This window comes from Bradyrhizobium sp. ORS 86 (assembly GCF_045571475.1).
Taxonomy (GTDB): Bacteria; Pseudomonadota; Alphaproteobacteria; order Rhizobiales; family Xanthobacteraceae; genus Bradyrhizobium.
Genome location: NZ_CP120699.1, coordinates 1,255,615 through 1,273,327 on the forward strand (window position 1 = coordinate 1,255,615; position 17,713 = coordinate 1,273,327).

Annotated in this window: 16 protein-coding genes and 1 pseudogene; 15 read left to right on the plus strand and 2 right to left on the minus strand. The window is 61.0% G+C overall.

Translation table 11 applies throughout. The features are described from left to right. Positions 1-22: 22 nt before the first annotated feature. Positions 23-307: a hypothetical protein gene (locus tag P6U25_RS05720; protein ID WP_407150498.1), complete on the minus strand. Its 285-nt coding sequence runs from the start codon at positions 305-307 to the stop codon at positions 23-25. Between the two features lie 567 nt (positions 308-874). Here P6U25_RS05720 and P6U25_RS05725 point away from each other — a divergent pair. The 5 genes from P6U25_RS05725 to P6U25_RS05745 all read left to right on the plus strand — a co-directional run bounded on the left by P6U25_RS05725 (position 875) and on the right by P6U25_RS05745 (position 5,706). Beyond that, entirely contained in the window at positions 875-1,204 is a 330-nt protein-coding gene (locus P6U25_RS05725) for a hypothetical protein (protein WP_407150499.1), read from the plus strand. A 108-nt stretch (positions 1,205-1,312) separates the two neighbouring features. Beyond that, a complete protein-coding gene (locus tag P6U25_RS05730) occupies positions 1,313-1,594 on the plus strand; it encodes a hypothetical protein (protein ID WP_407150500.1) in 282 nt (93 codons plus the stop codon). Between the two features lie 253 nt (positions 1,595-1,847). Beyond that, on the plus strand, positions 1,848-2,876 hold the full coding sequence (locus tag P6U25_RS05735) for an alpha/beta fold hydrolase (protein WP_407150501.1): 1,029 nt from the start codon (positions 1,848-1,850) through the stop codon (positions 2,874-2,876). Positions 2,877-2,889: 13 nt separating this feature from the next. After that, positions 2,890-4,683 (plus strand): ABC transporter ATP-binding protein, encoded by a 1,794-nt coding sequence (locus P6U25_RS05740; protein ID WP_407150502.1) that lies wholly within the window; start codon positions 2,890-2,892, stop codon positions 4,681-4,683. A 63-nt stretch (positions 4,684-4,746) separates the two neighbouring features. Further along, on the plus strand, positions 4,747-5,706 hold the full coding sequence (locus P6U25_RS05745; protein ID WP_407150504.1) for a phospholipase D-like domain-containing protein: 960 nt from the start codon (positions 4,747-4,749) through the stop codon (positions 5,704-5,706). A gap of 33 nt (positions 5,707-5,739) precedes the next feature. Here the strand turns inward: P6U25_RS05745 and P6U25_RS05750 are convergent, their stop codons facing one another. Beyond that, positions 5,740-6,735: a LysR substrate-binding domain-containing protein gene (locus tag P6U25_RS05750; RefSeq protein ID WP_407150505.1), complete on the minus strand. Its 996-nt coding sequence runs from the start codon at positions 6,733-6,735 to the stop codon at positions 5,740-5,742. A 351-nt stretch (positions 6,736-7,086) separates the two neighbouring features. On the opposite strand from P6U25_RS05750, the gene P6U25_RS05755 reads away from it, so the two are divergent. From P6U25_RS05755 to P6U25_RS05800, 10 genes and pseudogenes are all read left to right on the plus strand, one after another. After that, entirely contained in the window at positions 7,087-7,371 is a 285-nt protein-coding gene (locus P6U25_RS05755) for a hypothetical protein (protein WP_280969714.1), read from the plus strand. A gap of 61 nt (positions 7,372-7,432) precedes the next feature. Next, on the plus strand, positions 7,433-8,710 hold the full coding sequence (locus tag P6U25_RS05760; RefSeq protein WP_407150506.1) for a DUF3300 domain-containing protein: 1,278 nt from the start codon (positions 7,433-7,435) through the stop codon (positions 8,708-8,710). Positions 8,711-8,763: 53 nt separating this feature from the next. Then, positions 8,764-10,200, plus strand: coding sequence for a DUF4403 family protein (locus P6U25_RS05765; RefSeq protein WP_407150507.1), 1,437 nt, complete (start codon positions 8,764-8,766; stop codon positions 10,198-10,200). A 291-nt stretch (positions 10,201-10,491) separates the two neighbouring features. Further along, complete coding sequence (locus P6U25_RS05770) at positions 10,492-11,619, plus strand: MFS transporter (protein WP_407152432.1); 1,128 nt, start codon at positions 10,492-10,494, stop codon at positions 11,617-11,619. 346 nt (positions 11,620-11,965) lie between these two features. Next, on the plus strand, positions 11,966-13,285 hold the full coding sequence (locus P6U25_RS05775; protein ID WP_407150508.1) for a DUF1254 domain-containing protein: 1,320 nt from the start codon (positions 11,966-11,968) through the stop codon (positions 13,283-13,285). Positions 13,286-13,824: 539 nt separating this feature from the next. Next, the gene (locus P6U25_RS05780; protein ID WP_407150509.1) at positions 13,825-14,043 is read left to right on the plus strand and encodes a rubredoxin; all 219 of its coding nucleotides are present in this window, start codon (positions 13,825-13,827) and stop codon (positions 14,041-14,043) included. A 25-nt stretch (positions 14,044-14,068) separates the two neighbouring features. After that, positions 14,069-14,872 carry a pirin family protein gene (locus P6U25_RS05785; protein WP_407150510.1) on the plus strand — a complete coding sequence of 268 codons (804 nt, stop codon included), beginning with the start codon at positions 14,069-14,071 and terminating at the stop codon, positions 14,870-14,872. Between the two features lie 81 nt (positions 14,873-14,953). Further along, positions 14,954-15,601 (plus strand): tautomerase family protein, encoded by a 648-nt coding sequence (locus tag P6U25_RS05790; protein ID WP_407150511.1) that lies wholly within the window; start codon positions 14,954-14,956, stop codon positions 15,599-15,601. Between the two features lie 43 nt (positions 15,602-15,644). After that, on the plus strand, positions 15,645-16,112 hold the full coding sequence (locus P6U25_RS05795) for a VOC family protein (RefSeq protein WP_407150513.1): 468 nt from the start codon (positions 15,645-15,647) through the stop codon (positions 16,110-16,112). 753 nt (positions 16,113-16,865) lie between these two features. Continuing rightward, a pseudogene (locus tag P6U25_RS05800) lies at positions 16,866-17,432 on the plus strand (helix-turn-helix domain-containing protein); the annotation flags it as partial. Between the last annotated feature and the right edge of the window lie 281 nt (positions 17,433-17,713).

Sequence of the window (17,713 nt, forward strand, 5' to 3'; positions counted from 1 at the left end):
AAGGTGCCTGCCGCTCGTCCGACTAGCGGCCGCCGCCGCCATGCTCGTCGGCAAATGCGACGCCCGCCTGGGTCTCTTCGATGGCCTGGCGGACCAGCTCCACCGCGCGTGCGCGGTGACCGCCCTTGTTTGCAGTCGCCTCCTGCAACGACTGCAGCGCTTGATGCAGCGATGCAAGCGCACGTTCCATGTTACCCTGATAGGCCTCGGCCGATTGCGCTGTGGCCGCGAGCAACCCGATGCTCGCAACGCCGGTTGCGACAGTTGCGGCGAAGCCGCGGCGCGTGAACTGAGAATCGAATTTCATGTGGTGTTCCTTCTCTCGATGCGGAAATGCCAGGCGGCTGATCGTTCCCTCATGATGAGGCGACAGGCGCCGTGCGCCACTTCCGTGGCCGATCCATCGCTCCGCGGCAAATACCGTTTGAATATGCGGGCATAGCCGTCGCCGATGGCGACGGATCGGCATGCGGTGTCGTGTTCGATGATGAAGGTCGCAGACCGTAACGCCTTCGTGAAAGCGACCATCGAAGCAACATCGACGCATGAAATGGCCGTCGTTGCCGAGTCACGGATACGAAGCGTAACGCTTTGACAGACCGTACCAAAGGCTAGTCGCGTGCGTGGCTTCAACACGAGCCGATCGGGATCGAAGCACGAACCTATAGGCCGCGCAGATACCTGCATATGGAAGCTGTATTTGTCCGGGATGCCAGCGTGGATCATTAGTGGCGCCCGTTAAGTGGCGGGCCGGAGCGGATCTCTCCCTCGTGAAAGTGTTTCAGCGGCGCTGAGGGAGTGCCACGAGCTGGGCCCCGGACCGAAGTGAACGCAAGCAGATGAGGGGGCTCCCTGAGGAGCCAAGCAATGATCCATGTCAAATCGACTGTCGATAAGAGCACGAAGCCAAGCGCTCGCGTCCCACATTCTGCCGGTCTCGGCGACGATGATCGGCGTTTGCGCGACGCTGATCGGCCTCGTCAAGCTTGCCGAAGCAAAGCATGGATCGTCGCATGTCGACGAATACGCCGCTCTCGCATCGGTCATGTTCCTGGCGAGTGCGCTGACATCTTACCTCTCAATTCGATATTCCCAGCGCGCCGGCCTGAGCTATCGCATCGAGCAGATCGCAGACCTGATCTTCCTGGGCGGTCTGATCGGGATAACGCTCGTTGCGACGCTGTTTGCCTATGAAGTGATCTGACCAACAAGGCTTCGCCAAGGGACCGCCTGGCAAGCTGGCGCGGTGGTGCGTCCGACGATGCACTCAGAAAGAGAATAGATTCGTTCAATCAACCAGAAGAGAAGGCCAATGCATCGCAAATCAATCAAGCTCGCCGCCGTTGGCGGCATCGTCCTGACGCTCGCCAGCAGCGCGGCGTTCGCGGAAGGCACAGCAGCTCAACGGCAGGCCTGCACGCCGGACGTGTTTCGGCTGTGCAGCCATTTCATCCCGAATGTCGGCGAGATCGTTGCCTGCCTGCGGGGCAATGAAGCCCGGCTGAGCGAGGCGTGTCATGAGGTGATGTTCGGCGGCGAGGTCGAGCCGGAAAGATACTCACCGGCCCGCTCGCAGGCGGCATGGACCCGATGAACGGCCGCGCGCTCGCAACCAAGATACAAGTGAGGTTCTCATGAATATGTTGAAGCAGATGAAAGCACCGTCGGTCCTGAGGCGCTGCTTGGGTGCAATCGCTGGCGCGGCCGCATTGGCGCTTTCAGTCGTCGCCGCAGATGCGCAAACCTCTTTCTATGACGCATCGCGCCAGGAGATTGCCGGACGTCCGGGAACGCTGATCCGCTCAGAGCCAATGGGCTTCGCGCCTGCGGGCGCCAAGGCCTATCGCGTGCTCTATCGCTCGACCGGCATGCACGGCGAGCCGATCGCGGTGTCCGGCGTCATCATCGTGCCGCCGGGCCCAGCACCTGCAGGCGGGCGGCCCGTGGTTGCCTGGGCGCATCCGACAACGGGCGTGGTGCCGCACTGCGCGCCGTCGCTTGCGATTTTTGTGTTCCAGCAGATGGCCGGCTTGCGTCAATTGATCGAGCAGGGGGTCGTGGTTGCTGCCACCGACTATCCGGGTTTGGGGACGCCCGGCCCTCATCCGTATCTCGTCGGCGACAGCGGAGCGCGAGCGGTGATCGATTCCGTGCGTGCCGCGCGCAACCTGCCAGGCGCGGAGACCGGCAACAGTTTTGCGGTTTGGGGGCATTCGCAGGGCGGACAGGCCTCGCTCTACACCGGTCTGATTGCCGGGACTTATGCGTCCGAACTCAACCTGGTCGGTGTTGCCGCGGCGGCGCCCGCAACTTCGCTGGTCACCTTGATGGGTGACGATTTCAAGACCTCTGGTGGCAAGAACTTGACTGCGATGACGTTGTGGTCGTGGTCGCGCGTTTATGGGGCGCCGATCAACAAGGTCGTGTTGCCGGAAGCCATGCCGGCAGTGGACCAACTGGCCAACGAATGTATCGAATCGATCTTCGATATCCTGGCCCGACGCCGGACGGAGAAGCCACTCGAGGAACACTTCCTCTCGGTGCCGAACATTGCCACTGTCGAGCCCTGGCGTTCCCTGGCGGCCCGCAACACCCCGGGCGCGCTGCCGCCGAGCATTCCGCTCTTTCTCGCGCAAGGCACGAACGACGATATCGTGCGCCCTGAAGTGACCGCGAGCTACATGCAGCGGCAGTGCAAGGCAGGCAGCAAGGTGCGGATGATGTGGGTACAGGGCGTCGGACACGGCTTTGTCGCCCGCGACAGCGCCGATGCCGCCGTCAGCTGGATGATGGATCGCTTCGCCAGCCGGCCAGCGCCGAGCGACTGTGGCAAGTCGCTGTCCAGCACCGCTGATGCGCAATCACCAGCTCAGTAATCGGAGAAGAAGGATGTCTCGTCTCGTGATCGATCTGCTGAGGCCCTATCGCGGCCGGCTGACGATCGTATTTCTCGCCATGCTGATCGAGATTGCGATGAGTCTGGCCGCGCCCTGGCCGTTGAAGCTTGTCCTGGACGATGCGCTCGGCAGTCACCGCTTGCCCGAATGGTTGAGCTGGGCCCACGAATATGGCGGCTTCGGCAAGCATACGCTGGGCGTAGCGCTTTTTGCCGGCGCGGCGACTCTGGCGATCGCAGTCGTCGCGGCGGTCGCGAGCTATTTCGACAGCTACTTCACGACCAGCGTAGGGCAGTGGGTCGCAAACGATTTGCGGCTGCGCATCTACGAGCACCTGCACCGGCTCTCGCTCCGCTACTACGATCACGCCAAGATCGGCGCGCTGGTATCGACCATTACCAGCGACGTCGCCACCATCCAGGATTTCGCGTCCTCATCCACGCTCGAAATCGTCATCGATCTTCTCACCATCGTGTTCATGGTAGGAGTGATGTTCTGGCTCGACTGGGACTTCACGCTGATCGCCGTTGCGTTCACGCCCATCCTTCTGCTCTTCGCGTTCCATCTCAAGAGAGCCGTCAAGGCCGCCACCCGCGCTCTCCGGCACCGCCAGGCAGAGGTGCTCTCGATCGTGCAGCGCGGACTTGGCTCGATCCGCCTGACAAACGCTTTCGGAGGCCAGGCTCTGGAGATCGCGCACCTGGAAAACGCAAGCCACGCTTCCGTCGCTGCAGCGCTCCGCGCGCGCGGCATCAAATCGCTGATGTCACCCATGGTCAGCATCGTGGTCGCGATCTGCACCGCCGTCGTGCTCTGGAAGGGAACGTCACTGATCATCGCGGGAACGATGACGGCGGGAGCGCTGACGGTCTACCTCGCTTATCTCAAGAAGTTCTTCAAACCGGTGAAGGATCTCGCCAGCATGACCAGCACCATCGCGCAGACGACAGTCGCGCTGGAGCGGATTCAGGCAATCCTCTCGGCTGACGAAATCGTCCGCGAGCGTCCGGGCGCGATCGATCCGGGCCGGGTCCGCGGCGCGATCCGCTTCGACCGTGTTAGCTTCGGCTATGAGGCGGACAGGCTGGTGCTGCACGAGGTATCCTTCAGCATCGAGCCGGGAGAGGTGGTCGGTATTGTCGGCCCGACCGGCTCTGGAAAATCGACCGTGCTGAGCCTGCTTCCACGCTTCTACGAGCCCATGCTGGGCCGTGTGCTGATCGACGGCATCGACATTGCAGACTACAAGATCGCCGCGTTGCGGTCGCAGATCGGCTTCGTCTTGCAGGATACCGTGCTGCTTCACGGTACGATCAGGGAGAATATCGCGTATGGGCGGCCCAATGCGACAGAAGCTGAGATCATCGAAGCCGCCAGGATCGCAAATGCCGATGAGTTCATCAGCCGGATGCCACAGGGCTATGATTCGGTTGTTGGTGAACGGGGCGAAATCCTGTCGGGCGGCCAGCGTCAGCGCATCGCCATCGCACGTGCAGTGATCCGCAACAGCCCAATCCTGATCCTGGACGAGCCGACGGCTGCTCTCGATCCGGAATCCGAGCACCTGGTGATCGAGGCGCTGCGGCGGCTGATGAAAGGCCGGACCGTGATCATGATCGCGCACCGTCTCAGCACACTCGTCGATGCAGACAAGATCATCGTGCTGAAGGACGGCGTCGTGGTCGAGCAGGGCACGCATGAGGCGCTGATTGCCGGAGGCGGGCTGTTCTCCGAACTCCACCGGATCCAGTTTCAGGCGGCGCGACACGTTGCCGACGCTGCCTAGAGGAGGACAAGCCAGATGTCACATCGATTGATCGTGCTTCCGGATGACACCGCGGGCGCGATCGTGGACCCGATCATGTCGGCGCAACACACGCTGAACATCCGCATGTTCCTGTTCACAGATCCGTCACTGCTCAATGGCGTTATCGCGGCGCGGCGCCGCGGCGTGCATGTGCGGGTGATGCTCAATCCGGCGAGGCGTGATGGAAGGAGCGACAATGACGCGACCAGGGCCATGCTGCTCCAGGCGGGTGTGGATGTTCGCGATAGCAGCGCAGAATTTGCTGTTACACACCAGAAGTCGATGGTGATCGACAACCGGATCGGTGTCGTCGAATCCCTGAACTGGGAGACGCGCGACCTCACCGAGACGCGTGACTACGCGGTCGTATCCACGGACGCGGCGCAAGTTGCGGAGATGGTGCGATGCTTCGATGCCGATTGGGAGCAGCGGCCGTTCGAGCCGACACCGGGCTCCAGCCTGATCTGGTGCCCAAACAACGGCCGGCAGCGTATCGCGAACTTCATCGACGGCGCCACGGAAACGCTGTGGCTGCAGAACGAGCGCTACCAGGACATGGTGATCATCGAGCGCCTGGTCCGCGCGGTCAAGCGCGGGGTCCAAGTCCGGATCATGTCCCGTGCGCTTCACAAACTCAAACGCAAGAAGCTGTTCGAGGGTGTCAGCGGGCTGCGCATCGTTCACGACGTCGGCGCCAAGGTTCATGCGCTGAAGAAGCTGAAGCTGCACGGCAAGATGATGATTGCTGACAACAGGCGTGCCGTCGTCGGTTCGATCAATCTCAGTCCTGGCAGTTTTGACGACCGTCGCGAGCTTGCCATTGAGACGTCGTCGGCCCACGTGGTGAGACGGCTCGTCGAGACGGTTGAGCACGATTGGAAGCATTCGTGCAAATTGCCATTATCCGACGAAGCCGTGTTCGCTGATTTGACGGGACACGGAGTGAAGGACGTGAGCCGGCTTGCTCTGGCCCAAAAGGACCGATATGAACCGTATCCTTGAAGCGTACTTCAGTCGTTCCCGCCGTTCCGGACGTCACCGTTCCGGTAGGCGCTCCGCTCCCACTATACTGCCCTCGCTGAGCCGGCGTTCAAGGAACTTGGCGAGCGCATCGCGGACCGCTTCGCTGGCGGCAGTGAGTGGAAAATCGGCAGAATAGGCAATGGAGCAGGTAAAATAGATCGGTGGCTCGATCAACGTCGGCTTGGCGAAAGCGTGAGGCCCAAAATTGGAGAGATCACCTACCGGAAGTATGGTGCAACCCACCCCATTTCGCACCGACCACATTTCACTTACCAGCGAATCCGCTTCGAGAACGACGTTTGTCTTTAGCTTCGCTTCGGCGAATACGCGTTCGATCAAGGCACGACGGCCCTTGACGTTCCCCGGCAGCACGAGGGGCAGCTCCGCGATGCGCTCAAGAGAGATCGGGTCTCCGTTGGTTGTTATCGGCTGACGCGAGACAACGAACAGCTTCTGCCTATACAAGGGTTTGCGCATCAAAGCCGTCGTAAATTCGATCTCATGAAGGACGGCGAGATCGACCAACGACGAGGCGATCTTGTCTTCCAGGCCGAGGCTGTCTCCATCCGAGAACCGGATCACGACCTTCGGAAATGCTTCCCGGCACTCATCCAGAAAGCCTACGAGTACCGGAGCGAGGGAGGATATGAAACCAACGTTGACCACCCCTTCTGGCTGGTCACGGTCCGAACGAACGACTGCGGGCAGCTGGTCGAGTTGATGCAAGATCGCGGAAGCTTCCTTGTAGAAGATTTCCCCTGCTGCTGTCGGCCTAACGCCCCGCGCACTGCGCTGAAGCAAGGCCACTCCCAGCCTTTCCTCCAATTCGGCAACCTGCTGGCTCAGCGCAGGTTGGGCAACATGAACAATGGAGGCTGCGCGGGAGAAGCTGCCTGCCTCGACGATCTTGACGAAATATCGAAGTTGACGGAATTGCATGTTGTCTTGCCCGAGCCAGGGCTGCACATCATCAATTAAATCGCCGCATTCGGCAACCCGAACTGCCACACGTCACGCCGATGGCCGTGATCGCTTAGATTGAGCTGTGGGCGGCGGGTGTGCTGGCAGTACACGATCATGTGAGGTGTCTGAGTATACCAGCTGAGGTTGCGCCGTCCAGGGGCGTGTGTTTTCCGGCATTTTCCACCTGATTTTGTGGCTGCGCGCGCAGCCATATGACGAGGCGATACCTGCATATTGAAGCGGTATTTGTTTTTAAATTGTCGCCGAGCCATTTCTCCTCGTGTTGAGGACGGGGCAAATCGCAGCCCTTGAGTCCAGCTTCCACCTTCGCATGGCGACCCTCTGCCGGGCATCGAACGATGTCGCGCGCCGATTTGTCGCGAAAGGAGACTTCCCATGAACACCATCACGACGAACTCCCGCATCTCCGCGCTCGCGCGTTTCAAGCCGAAATATGCGGCCGTCGCAGTGGCGAGTGCCCTCGGCGTCCTTCTCACGGTGTCCGATGCCAGCGCAATGAGCTGCGTCAGGGGCGTGTATCGCGCGGCTTGTACGACCCGGTACGGCAGTTTCGCCGTAGGCCCCAACGGTGCCGTCGGCATTGGACGCTACGGCAACGTTTACGCCTACCGCCGCGGCTCCGGATGCTTCTGGCGCAACGGTCAGCGCATCTGCCTCTGAGCGCCCGCGCCCATCAATGCAGCCGCGCGCAGACGCGCGGCTGCAAACAAGGAGAACAGAGATGTCCAACAGGATTGCAATGACAATGCGCGGTTTCGCGCTGTGTGCCGCGCCGCTCGTGCTGGTTTCGAACCTCGCAACCGCACCCGCCCGCGCGCGGGACGCGACTGCTGCTGCTCCAGTGGAGGCGGAGACCCAGGACCAGGCGGTGTTCTCGCAGGCGCAGATCGCACAGCTCGTTGCGCCGATCGCCCTCTATCCGGATTCGCTGCTCACGCAGATCCTGATGGCTTCGACCTATCCACTGGAGGTGGTCGAGGCGGCACGCTGGTCACGGGAGAACCCGACGATCAAGGGGCAGGCGCTTGAGAATGCGATGCGGACCCAATCCTGGGATCCGCGCGTCAAAGCCCTGACGGCAGTGCCGCAGACGCTTCAGATGATGAACGACAAGCTGGACTGGACCCAGCAGCTCGGCGACGCCTTTCTGGCGCAGCAGCAGGACGTGCTCAACGCGGTGCAGCAGCTGCGCGCCGAGGCGCAGGCTGCCGGCAATTTGCAATCGACGCCGCAGCAGATTGTCACCGTCGCGCCGGCCCCGGCAGACGGGGCCAATTCGGGAGTGCGGCCGATCGTGATCGAGCCGGTGAACCCCGACGTCTACTACGTTCCCGTCTACAATCCGGCCCAAGTGTATGGCGGCTGGGATTACCCGGGCTATCAGCCGTTCTACTGGTCGCCGCCTGGCTTCGTCGCCAGCAACATCATTTCCTTCGGTGCGGGCATCGCCGTCGGCGCAGCGATCTGGGGCGGTTACGACTGGTGGCACAACAACGTCATCATCGACGTCAACCGATATAACCTCTTCAATCACGCCAGCATGAACATCGGGAACAATGTGTGGGTCCACAATCCCGCGCATCGCGGCAACGTTCCCTATGCCAACGCTGCGCTGACGCAGCGCTTTGGCCGCAACAGCGACGTGGCCGTCCGGGATGCCTTGCGCAGCGATCTGGGACACGACGACTTCCTGCGGGATCGCTCTGCCTTGGAGCAACGCGACGTCCTTGGGGATCGGATCGATGCGGCACGTCCCGAGGCGTTTCATCGCCCTGAGGGTGACGTCGCGAGGAGGATCGAACCGGCGATGCCCGATGCGCGTGAATCCGAGATCCGACGCGATGCGGGCGAAGCGTTCGAGCGGCATGAGGCGCCTCCGCAGCGTGATTTCAGCCGCCCGCGAATCGAGGACGGCGCAAACCTCCCGCGCTGGCGCTCGATTGGCGAGGACCGGCCGCGCGCCGGCGCCTTCGGCGACTTTCGCCGGCCCAGGCTCTGATCTCCAGACTGCCAACATCTCCAAACCATCGAACAACTGTTGAGGTAAAGGTCATGAATCTCCATCTGAAAGCTTCAGGTAAACGCCCCGGTCTCGCCTTTCGATCGGCGCGTGCAGGTCTCGCTGCGCTCGGCGTGGTCGGGCTCTGTTCGTCCGCGATGGCGGCGGAGAAGCCGCCTCTCGCTCCCGATACGGTAGCGCCTTTCAGCACGCAGTCGCGCATTGCAGCGACGATCGAGTTCGATCTGCCCGCCCTGGCAAACGATATCGAGAAGGTCATTCCCCGGCGGCTTGCGACCATCGACGAGCGTATGAGCTGCGTGCATCGCCGGGTGCTGTTCTTCCAGATCAACGCCAATTGCGACATCTATGGCTACGTGGAGAGGTCGGGGCCGGTCTCGCTTTACGGCCGCGGCGGTCGTCTCTATGGTTCGGTGCCGATCTACGGCGCGTTGGAAGGGCAGGGCGCCAATCGATTCACGGCCCGCATCCATGGAGAGACCGAGGCCAGTGCCACGATCGAGGCCGAAGCGCGGCCGGAACTCACACGTGACTGGTCGCTCGACCTGAACTTCAGCGACGGCTTTCGCTGGAGTGAGCCGCCCATTCTGCATGTGATGGGCCGCGAGATTCCGCTCGCCAACTATGCGGAGCCGCGGATCAGGACGGAGCTTGTGCAGGTGAGGGGACGTGCGCTTGCAGCGGCCCGCCGTCTCGATCTGCACGACAAGGCCGCCACGGCCTGGCGGCATGCGTTTGAGCCAGTTCAGCTCTCGGCGGATCCTGAAGTGTGGCTGCAGTTGACGCCGCAAAGTGCCGCGTTTGCCGGCGTACATGCCGAAGGCAAGGTGCTCAGCGGATCGCTCGAGCTGTCGGGCGCCGCCGAAACCGTGATCGGACAGCATCCGGCGGCGGTGACGCCGACCGCACTTCCGGCCCTCGGGCGGGAGGTCACCTCGCCCGGCCAGTTTGACGTGATCCTGCCCGTCCGCGTCAGCTACGACGTGCTGAAGGGCAAGATCCAGCAGACCCTCGCCTCAATTGCGCCGGCCGCCGGCATGTCGGTCCGGGATGTTGAAGTCTATCCTTCGTCCGGCAAGCTCGTGATCGGTCTGCGCGTCGCCAAAGCATCCGATGCAAATCCGACTGACGGCGAATGGACCTATCTCACGGCTGGTCTGCAGGCGGATGAGGACGGTCATGCGGTTCGGCTTTCCGATCTCAGCGCCTCGACCGCCAATGAGGGCTTGGCCGCGATGATCGATCCGATCGTGAGTGGACTGCGCGACAAGATGAGCGTGGACTATGGCGTCGCCTGTGAGAACCTGCTCAATGCCGCGAACGCGAAGTTGAACAGGCCGCTGAAGGACGGCTTCCGCATGGAAGGGCATCTCTCCTCGGCCAAGCTCGAGAAGCTGTATCTGCCTGCGGACGGAATAGAGATCGCCCTTCGCGCCAGCGGCGAGCTGAAGATCCTGTATGGCATGTGAGTGAATGGCGATCTGCAATCGAACCCGTCGTCCTAGACCCGCCGCAGGTCGTCTCTTGCGGCGTATCGCTCAGATATTACAGGCGTCGTGGCTCGCGTCAGCGCCTTCAACGCGACCGCCGGCATCTTAGTGCCGACGGAACCGGAATATGAGGAGACCCCGACGATGACTGACCTGGCGAACTGCACTCGCGCTCACACTGTGCGTATCGACCGAACTGTCCTAGCTCGCATTCTCCCGCTCCTGCCGCTGTACCTGCTGATCTTCATTGGTTTCTGCGGCTACTCGCTCATGATCACTTTGTTTGCGCCCATGCTGATGGGAAACAATGGCTTTGTGCCGGACGGCGCCAGTCTCGGGCAGCGGAGCGTCGTCCTTGGGCTGCTGCTTGCGATCTACCCGCTCGGTCAATTCGTGGGATCTCCGATCCTTGGCGCCTTGTCCGATCGCTACGGTCGCAGGCCTGTCCTGGTCGTCTCGCTGCTGGTGACGGTGCTTGGATATGCTGTGATAGCTCTCGGCATCGAGTGGCGATCGATTGTCCTGCTGGGATCGGGGTGCCTGATTGGCGGACTGGCAGAATCGAACATCGCCATCGCGCAGAGTGCGATTTCCGACATGAGCAGCCCCGATGAACGTCCGCGTCTGTTTGCGTGGACGTACTCCAGCTCCAGCCTTGGCTACATCGCCGGCCCGGTCGTCGGCGGCCAGATGGCCCTGCATCTCGGCTGGAGTGTTCCGTTCTGGTTGATGGTGCCGCTCCTTGTCGCCACTCTTATTTGGACATGGTTCCGCTTCGCCGAAACGCACGCGGCTGACAGGCAGGCCGATTTCAGCCTGTTTGCTGCCATGACAAATCTCAGCACCGTCTTCACGGATGAATCAATCCGGCGGCTCTATTTGCTCAATTTTCTGATCTATCTTGCGCTGTTCGGCTACTTCCGGATGGTGCTCGTCTATTTGGTCGATCGCTGGGACACTGGCGTCGATCAAACCACCTTGATCTATTCGGGGCTGGCTCTGATCTCGGCAATCACGAGCTTCTTCATCATGGCCCCATTGACGCGCCGTATGGGTTTGAACCGCCTCGCCATCACCGCCTGCATTGCCGCCGGGGCTGCCATGATTGCGATCACAGTGCCCTCTCAGATAGGTTCGATCTGGATCACCGGCGGTCTCACAACGATGATGGGAACGATCGCACTTGCCGCATGCCCGACGATCCTGTCCAACGCTGTGTCCTTGGAGCGGCAAGGCCGCGTGATGGGCAACAACCAGGCAATCCAGGTGGGTGCAGAGTCCCTGAGCGCCATGATCGGAGGGGCGCTAGCTGCTGTCACGATCCCGCTTCCGCTGATCGTGTTCGGGATTTTCCTTATCATCTGCGGAGGCTTGTTGCTCCGGGATTTCGCGGCTTGAAACCGGCAGGCGAGCGGGAGACTGGCGAGGAACGAACGCTGCGGTATCGCCTTCGCCGAATGGAGGTCTCGGAGCTGGTAGCGTGATGACGGACAGCGCTAAAATTCACGTCACGAGCCTATCGGGAGAGATCTCGCCGATTTCGAGGGCGCCAACTTTCGAACAGCAAAGTAAACTCAAAATCGATTTTGGGAATTGGAGGCAACTCGTGTTTGGACAGGTAAAGAAGGGCTTTGCGGCACTCGTACTCATCTGTTGGTTCGTCCCGTGTAGCCCGGGCGGAGCGCAAGCATTCGACACTAGTGCCGCAAGGGATACGGCAGCGCCCAGCGAATCCAGAGAGCAGTTGAAGCCGGTCGACATCGTCACTGAAGCGATCATCTACGGTTTGCCGCTGGTCATGATGGACCTGACGAGGAGGCGGATGACCAATGTTGCCCGTCCGAATGCCATGGCAGCGCCTGTGAACCAGTTCGCTCATGCACCCATTTTTCCGCCGGCCACGTTCAAGAACGTGGTACGCGCCAACGTGGATACGCTGTACTCGTCCGCCTTCCTTGATCTTTCATCGGAGCCGATGGTCCTGTCGGTGCCCGAAACCGGCGGCCGCTACTATCTCCTACCCATGCTCGACGCATGGACCAACGTGTTTTCCAGCCCGGGGTCGCGCACAACCGGAACAAGGGCTGGCAACTTCGCTATTACCGGACCCGGCTGGAGCGGGAAGCTCCCGGCTGGGATGGAGCAGATAAAATCGCCGACGAATATGGTCTGGATTCTCGGGCGTACTCAGACAAATGGCCCTGCGGACTATTCAGCCGTGCACGCGATCCAAGCGGGATACACCCTTACTCCGCTATCGAAGTTTGGTCAGCCGTATTCGGCTCCCGAGGGAGCCGTCGATGCGCAAGCCGACATGAAGACGCCACCTGTTGAGCAACTCCGGCGCATGAGCGGCGCCGATTTCCTTGGCGCGCTGGCTAAGCTGCTGACTGCGAATCCCCCGCCCTCAGCCGACGCGGCGATGCTGGAGAAGCTGTCGACGATCGGGATCGTCCCGGGACAGCCGTTTGACCCGTCGAAACTCGATCCCGACGCGGGCAAAAGCCTGGACGGAGCGGTAGGGCGGACGCTCGCCTATTTGCAAGAGCAAGCCAAGCACATGGGTACGTCAGTCAACGGCTGGCACATTCCCAAGAGCAACATCGGAGCGTTCGGGACGGATTACGAGACTCGGGCTTACATCGCGCTCATCGCGCTGGCTGCGAACCTTCCCGCAGATGCCCTCTATCCGACAACGTTCGTGGACGGAGACGGCAAACCTCTGAATGGTACTAACCGATATGTCCTGCACTTCGGGCCTGGGCAGATGCCGCCGGTCAACGCATTCTGGTCGGTGACCATGTACGACCCGCAGTCCTTCTTCGTCGAGAATCCAATTCATCGCTACGCAATCAGCAGCTGGATGCCGCTGCAGCAGAATAGTGACGGCTCAACGGACATTTATATCCAGCACGACTCGCCAGGACCCGGCAAGGAAGCAAACTGGCTACCAGCTCCGGAGGACGGCTTCAACCTGACCATGCGGATGTACTGGCCCAGACAGCAGAGCCCCTCGATCCTTGACGGAAGCTGGAGCCCGCCCGCTGTGACGAAAGCGCCGTGACGTAGGCAAACGCCCGAAGAGTACTAGGATGCTTCCAAGTGCCGGGCTCACGTCGGCGGCTGACGAGGTCTCGATAGGCGAGACTTCGAGATCCTGAGCTTAGGACCGTGGCAGCTAGGTGCTCCGGCAGGCCGGCGCGGGATCTTGTGGCAAAAGCTATCCTGCTTGCATTCCGCTGAATGCCAGCGTCGACACGATCTTCTGAGTTCAGCTGTCTACATCCGATCCAGGAGCGTTCTCCTGCCAAATTCGGCGGTCGGAGTACGTGGAAACGAAGGATACTCCTGGGGGCGCGCTTCACTACTAAGCGCGGTGTCCACGTTAAGCGGAAAAAAGGGACGCGGCACGTCGCATCCGCTTGTCGCGCCACACGAATCTCCCGACCATATCGCTCGCCGATACCTGCATATTGAAGTTGTATTTGTATTCGTACACCCCCACGCGCATACCTCGCGCCATCAGATCACGCCTGTCCGACACACAACTCGATACTTGCAATCCGGGGTCGGAGGGAGGTCAGGCAACGCATGGAGTCAAAGATGGCTGACGAACCTTTCAAGCGGCTGATGTGCCTCGGCTGCGGCTTTTCGTACGACGAAGCTCTTGGCCTGCCTGAGCACGGCTTGGCTCCCGGCACCCGCTGGGCGGACATTCCGGAAGACTGGGTGTGCCCGGACTGCGGCACGCCAAAGCACATGTTTGAGATGGTCGAGATCGGCTACGCCTCCGGCGGCCCCGATCTGGCCCGCGTCGCCTGACGCGCCAACACAAGGACACACGGCCATGAGCAATTCATTCATCATTCGCGAAGCGGAACGTGGACACGACCTCATCAGATCCGATGGATCGCGATCTTCCTACATCGCCGGCCATCCCGACGGGTTCGTCACGCGGGCGTCCAGCTTCAACTTCCATGAATATCAGGCCGGACGGCCAGGCTTCGGTCCGGTCCGTGTTTTCGGCGACGAGATCTTCCACGGCGCGGGCTGCGGCTACAACATGCATCCGCACCACAACTTCGTCATCTGCGCCTTCGTGTTCGAGGGCGAGCTCACACACATCAACACGGCTGGCGAGGGCATGGTCGACCGGCTGCAAGCCGGCGACTATTACGTCTTCTCTGCAGGCTCGGGCGGCAAGCATTCCGAGCTTAGCGTCACGCCGGAGGACATGCATGCCATCTATCTTTGGCTGCTTCCCGAGCAGCTCTTTCTTCCACCGACCTATCACCGTGCCCATTTCGATTATCGCCGCCGGCGCAACGAAATCGTGCAGCTCATCGGCGATGCCGACGGCGCGCTGCCGATCCCCCAGGATCTGCGTGTCTCCCGCCTGATGGCCGACAAGGGCCGCTCGTTTTCGTACAAGCTGCGCACCGCATCGCACGGCGCGTACGTGTTCGTGCGCGAAGGATCGATCCGCTGCGGCGGCGCCGTGCTCGGCCGACGCGACAGCATCGGGCTTTGGGCGACGGGCTCGATCAATATCGAGGTCCTTCAGGACGACACCGACGTGATGATCGTCGAGACGATCATGATCGATGATGCAAATATCAAGAAGTGGGAGAGCGAGCATGCCGGCCACTGATGACGCGCGCGACGCCGCCACCCCGAGCCCACAACGCGCGCCCGCGGCGGTCGCTGGAATCGCGGAGCTTACAGAACGGCCTTGCAGCTCGCCGCAACATCTGCCGATCACTCCTCTGTCAATCCAACCGCACCGACATCAGCTGCCTCGGCAGCCGACGAGGAAACTGACATGCCTATCATGAATGTTTGTTATGGTGCCGGCGATCTCGACGACACCGCGAAGGCCAATCTCGCCAAGAAACTCACCGACGTGATGATCCGGATGGAAGGCGGAGCGAATACGCGAGGCGGCCGCGCGTTTGCCTGGGTTCTGTTCAATGAACTTGCCCAGGGCGACTGGTGGGCCGGCGGGGAGGCCGGAAACGGTTACGTCTCGCCGCCCGGACGGTTCCTCGTTCGCGTCAATATCCCTGAGGGCTACATGAACGCCGAGCACAAGAGCGAGGTGCAGGCATGGGTGACCGAAGCGATCCTCGCCGCTACGGCAGCCTCGGGACAAGATGTTGGCCGCAGCATTCAGGTCATCATCGACGAGGTGCCTGAGGGCAACTGGGCCGCCGCCGGGCACACGATCAGCCTCGCTAGCATCGCCGACAGCGTCGGCCTCTCCAAAGCAGGCAGCCGGTTTGCGTGGTCGAAAAACTACTTCGCAGCCAAAGCCCGCGCTCATGCCGCTGCCGGCTTCCCTGCCGATACCGGAGGCCTGTGGACCGATCGAGCCAGCTGATTGGGATTCCTATCAATTAACGAGCCACAAGAGAACGATTCCCATGCCTTGCCATGACGATCTAACATGGAACTGCGAAGATGCTGGCAACACTTCACTTCAGCAGGAAGACGAGAGGATCAGTATTGACCCGCCGATTTGTACCGCCAAGACAGTCAATCACATCGCGATCTCCGTCTCCAACCTCCAGCGCTCTAAGGATTGGTACTGCCGTGCATTCGGGGTGCGGATCATCCAGGAGAGCGCGACAAGCGTGCTGCTCGGCTTCGGGGAAAGCATGCTGGTGCTGCGCGAAGAAGGGCAGCCCGGCACGATCTCTCATTTTATGTTCGGGATCGACGGCTACAACGCCGCCTGGCTGCAAGCTCGCCTTGCCGCGATGGGGCTGGACCCGCAGCAGGATAGCAACAGTTTCCACGTGCGGGATCCGGACGGGCTAAACGTTCAGGTCGGCGACCGCGATCTCGGCCTGTCTTCCGGTATCATCGAGAACGGCTTCACAATGCGGTAGACTCTCTGGGTCGTAGGTTGGGTTGGTGTGTGTGTAAAAGGCGTAGACGTTTCGGATGTGTCGATCCGACAACATGACGCGCTCTTGTGGTTGGATGTTTCGTTGTAACCCATTGATCTCAAATAGTCGGATCTTGGCTCAGGTCGAGAAAATCGGTTGAGAAATCAATAGTCGCAGCGTGTCTCTTAATTAGCCGCTCGGTCGATTTCAGGGGGCTTGCTTCAAGCTGCCCCAGATCTCGAGCAGTTCTCGTTCACGTCCAGGACGCCGCAACGAAGCGGGATGAAACGACCGTGAACAGAACGCGGTCGACGCGTCCATTACCTAAAGAAAATCAATATGTTATAGTAAACTCACTGCGTTTGGGACGCAAGGGACACTCAGATCACAACTTGAACCGAATGTCGGTATCGGTGGTTGCGTCTCCGCGATTTGAACCTGCAATCTAGGTCGGAAGGAAGCCGACGAGGAGCACCACGTGCCTTATGGTACGATCTCGGCACCGAATATGGGCCGTTTTCGATTTTCCACGACAGAGGCCGCTTTCGCCTGACCTGCAGCTGGAGGTCTTTCAACTTTCGCGATTGTGAGGGTAAATCTGCACTCGCCGACGGGCTCACGAACTGCCCTGTGCGAAGGCTTGGATAAGGTATCGTAGGTTTGGTTGGTGTGGTGAGCGGCCCGAGAAATCGGTGACAAAACGTACCGGACACATGGGTTACACTTTCCGCTTTTGTTCTGCGGAAGGCGTGGATGCCGTGGAAAGCGAGTTCGGTGATCGAAGAGCGCCTGCGCTTTTTCGCCCGTCTGTTGGACGGGGAAGCCATGACGGATGTGTGCCGGGAGTTCGGCATCTCCCGCAAGACCGGCTACAAGATTTTCGATCGCTACAAGGAGCATGGCCTGGAGACGCTGAGCGACCGCTCCAGGCGCCCGGTTCGCTACGCCAACCAGCTGGCGGCCCAGATCGAGACTCTGATTGTCCAGCTCAAGGCCGAGATGCCGCACTGGGGCGCGCGCAAGATCCGCGAGCTGCTGGTGCGGCGGCTCGACGACGACGTCCTGGTGCCGGCCAAAAGCACCATCCATGCAATCATCGACCGCCACGGCCTCGTCAAGCGCGGTGGTGGGCTGCGGCACCGCGCGCGCGGCACGCCGCTGTGCCCGGGACTGGCTCCCAACGATCTCTGGTGCGCCGACTTCAAAGGCGAGTTCAAGCTCGGCAATAGCCGCTGCTGCTTCCCGTTGACCGTCAGCGATCATGCCGCGCGCTTGCTGCTGCTGTGCGAGGCGCTCGACTCGCCGCGGGAAGACCCAGCAACGAGCCCAATCTATCTGGGCAACGCGTCAAGAGACGCCGACCTGTGGCAGACCGATTTCGGTTCCTTTGCGAAATGCCCCAACAAAGATCGCGACCCAAAAGAGGGCGCTATTGGCGCGACATCGCGCGGCGCCCATACTTGTTCGCAGGTGCCCTGCTTCAATAGCTGTTGAAATTTGCTAGGGAAGACGCATGTCGGGCTTGGGCGAAACGCGGACGTGAGGAATGCTCACGATTGCTGCGTTCTGCAGAAGTTAATACCTGCTTAACCAAATTCAGG

Excerpts from the sequence above, each read along its gene's own strand:
- P6U25_RS05720 (WP_407150498.1), bottom strand. The coding sequence starts at position 307 with ATGAAATTCGATTCTCAGTTCACGCGCCGCGGCTTCGCCGCAACTGTC.
- P6U25_RS05725 (WP_407150499.1), top strand. The coding sequence starts at position 875 with ATGTCAAATCGACTGTCGATAAGAGCACGAAGCCAAGCGCTCGCGTCC.
- P6U25_RS05730 (WP_407150500.1), top strand. The coding sequence starts at position 1,313 with ATGCATCGCAAATCAATCAAGCTCGCCGCCGTTGGCGGCATCGTCCTG.
- P6U25_RS05740 (WP_407150502.1), top strand. The coding sequence starts at position 2,890 with ATGTCTCGTCTCGTGATCGATCTGCTGAGGCCCTATCGCGGCCGGCTG.
- P6U25_RS05755 (WP_280969714.1), top strand. The coding sequence starts at position 7,087 with ATGAACACCATCACGACGAACTCCCGCATCTCCGCGCTCGCGCGTTTC.
- P6U25_RS05760 (WP_407150506.1), top strand. The coding sequence starts at position 7,433 with ATGTCCAACAGGATTGCAATGACAATGCGCGGTTTCGCGCTGTGTGCC.
- P6U25_RS05765 (WP_407150507.1), top strand. The coding sequence starts at position 8,764 with ATGAATCTCCATCTGAAAGCTTCAGGTAAACGCCCCGGTCTCGCCTTT.
- P6U25_RS05770 (WP_407152432.1), top strand. The coding sequence starts at position 10,492 with ATGATCACTTTGTTTGCGCCCATGCTGATGGGAAACAATGGCTTTGTG.
- P6U25_RS05780 (WP_407150509.1), top strand. The coding sequence starts at position 13,825 with ATGGCTGACGAACCTTTCAAGCGGCTGATGTGCCTCGGCTGCGGCTTT.
- P6U25_RS05785 (WP_407150510.1), top strand. The coding sequence starts at position 14,069 with ATGAGCAATTCATTCATCATTCGCGAAGCGGAACGTGGACACGACCTC.
- P6U25_RS05795 (WP_407150513.1), top strand. The coding sequence starts at position 15,645 with ATGCCTTGCCATGACGATCTAACATGGAACTGCGAAGATGCTGGCAAC.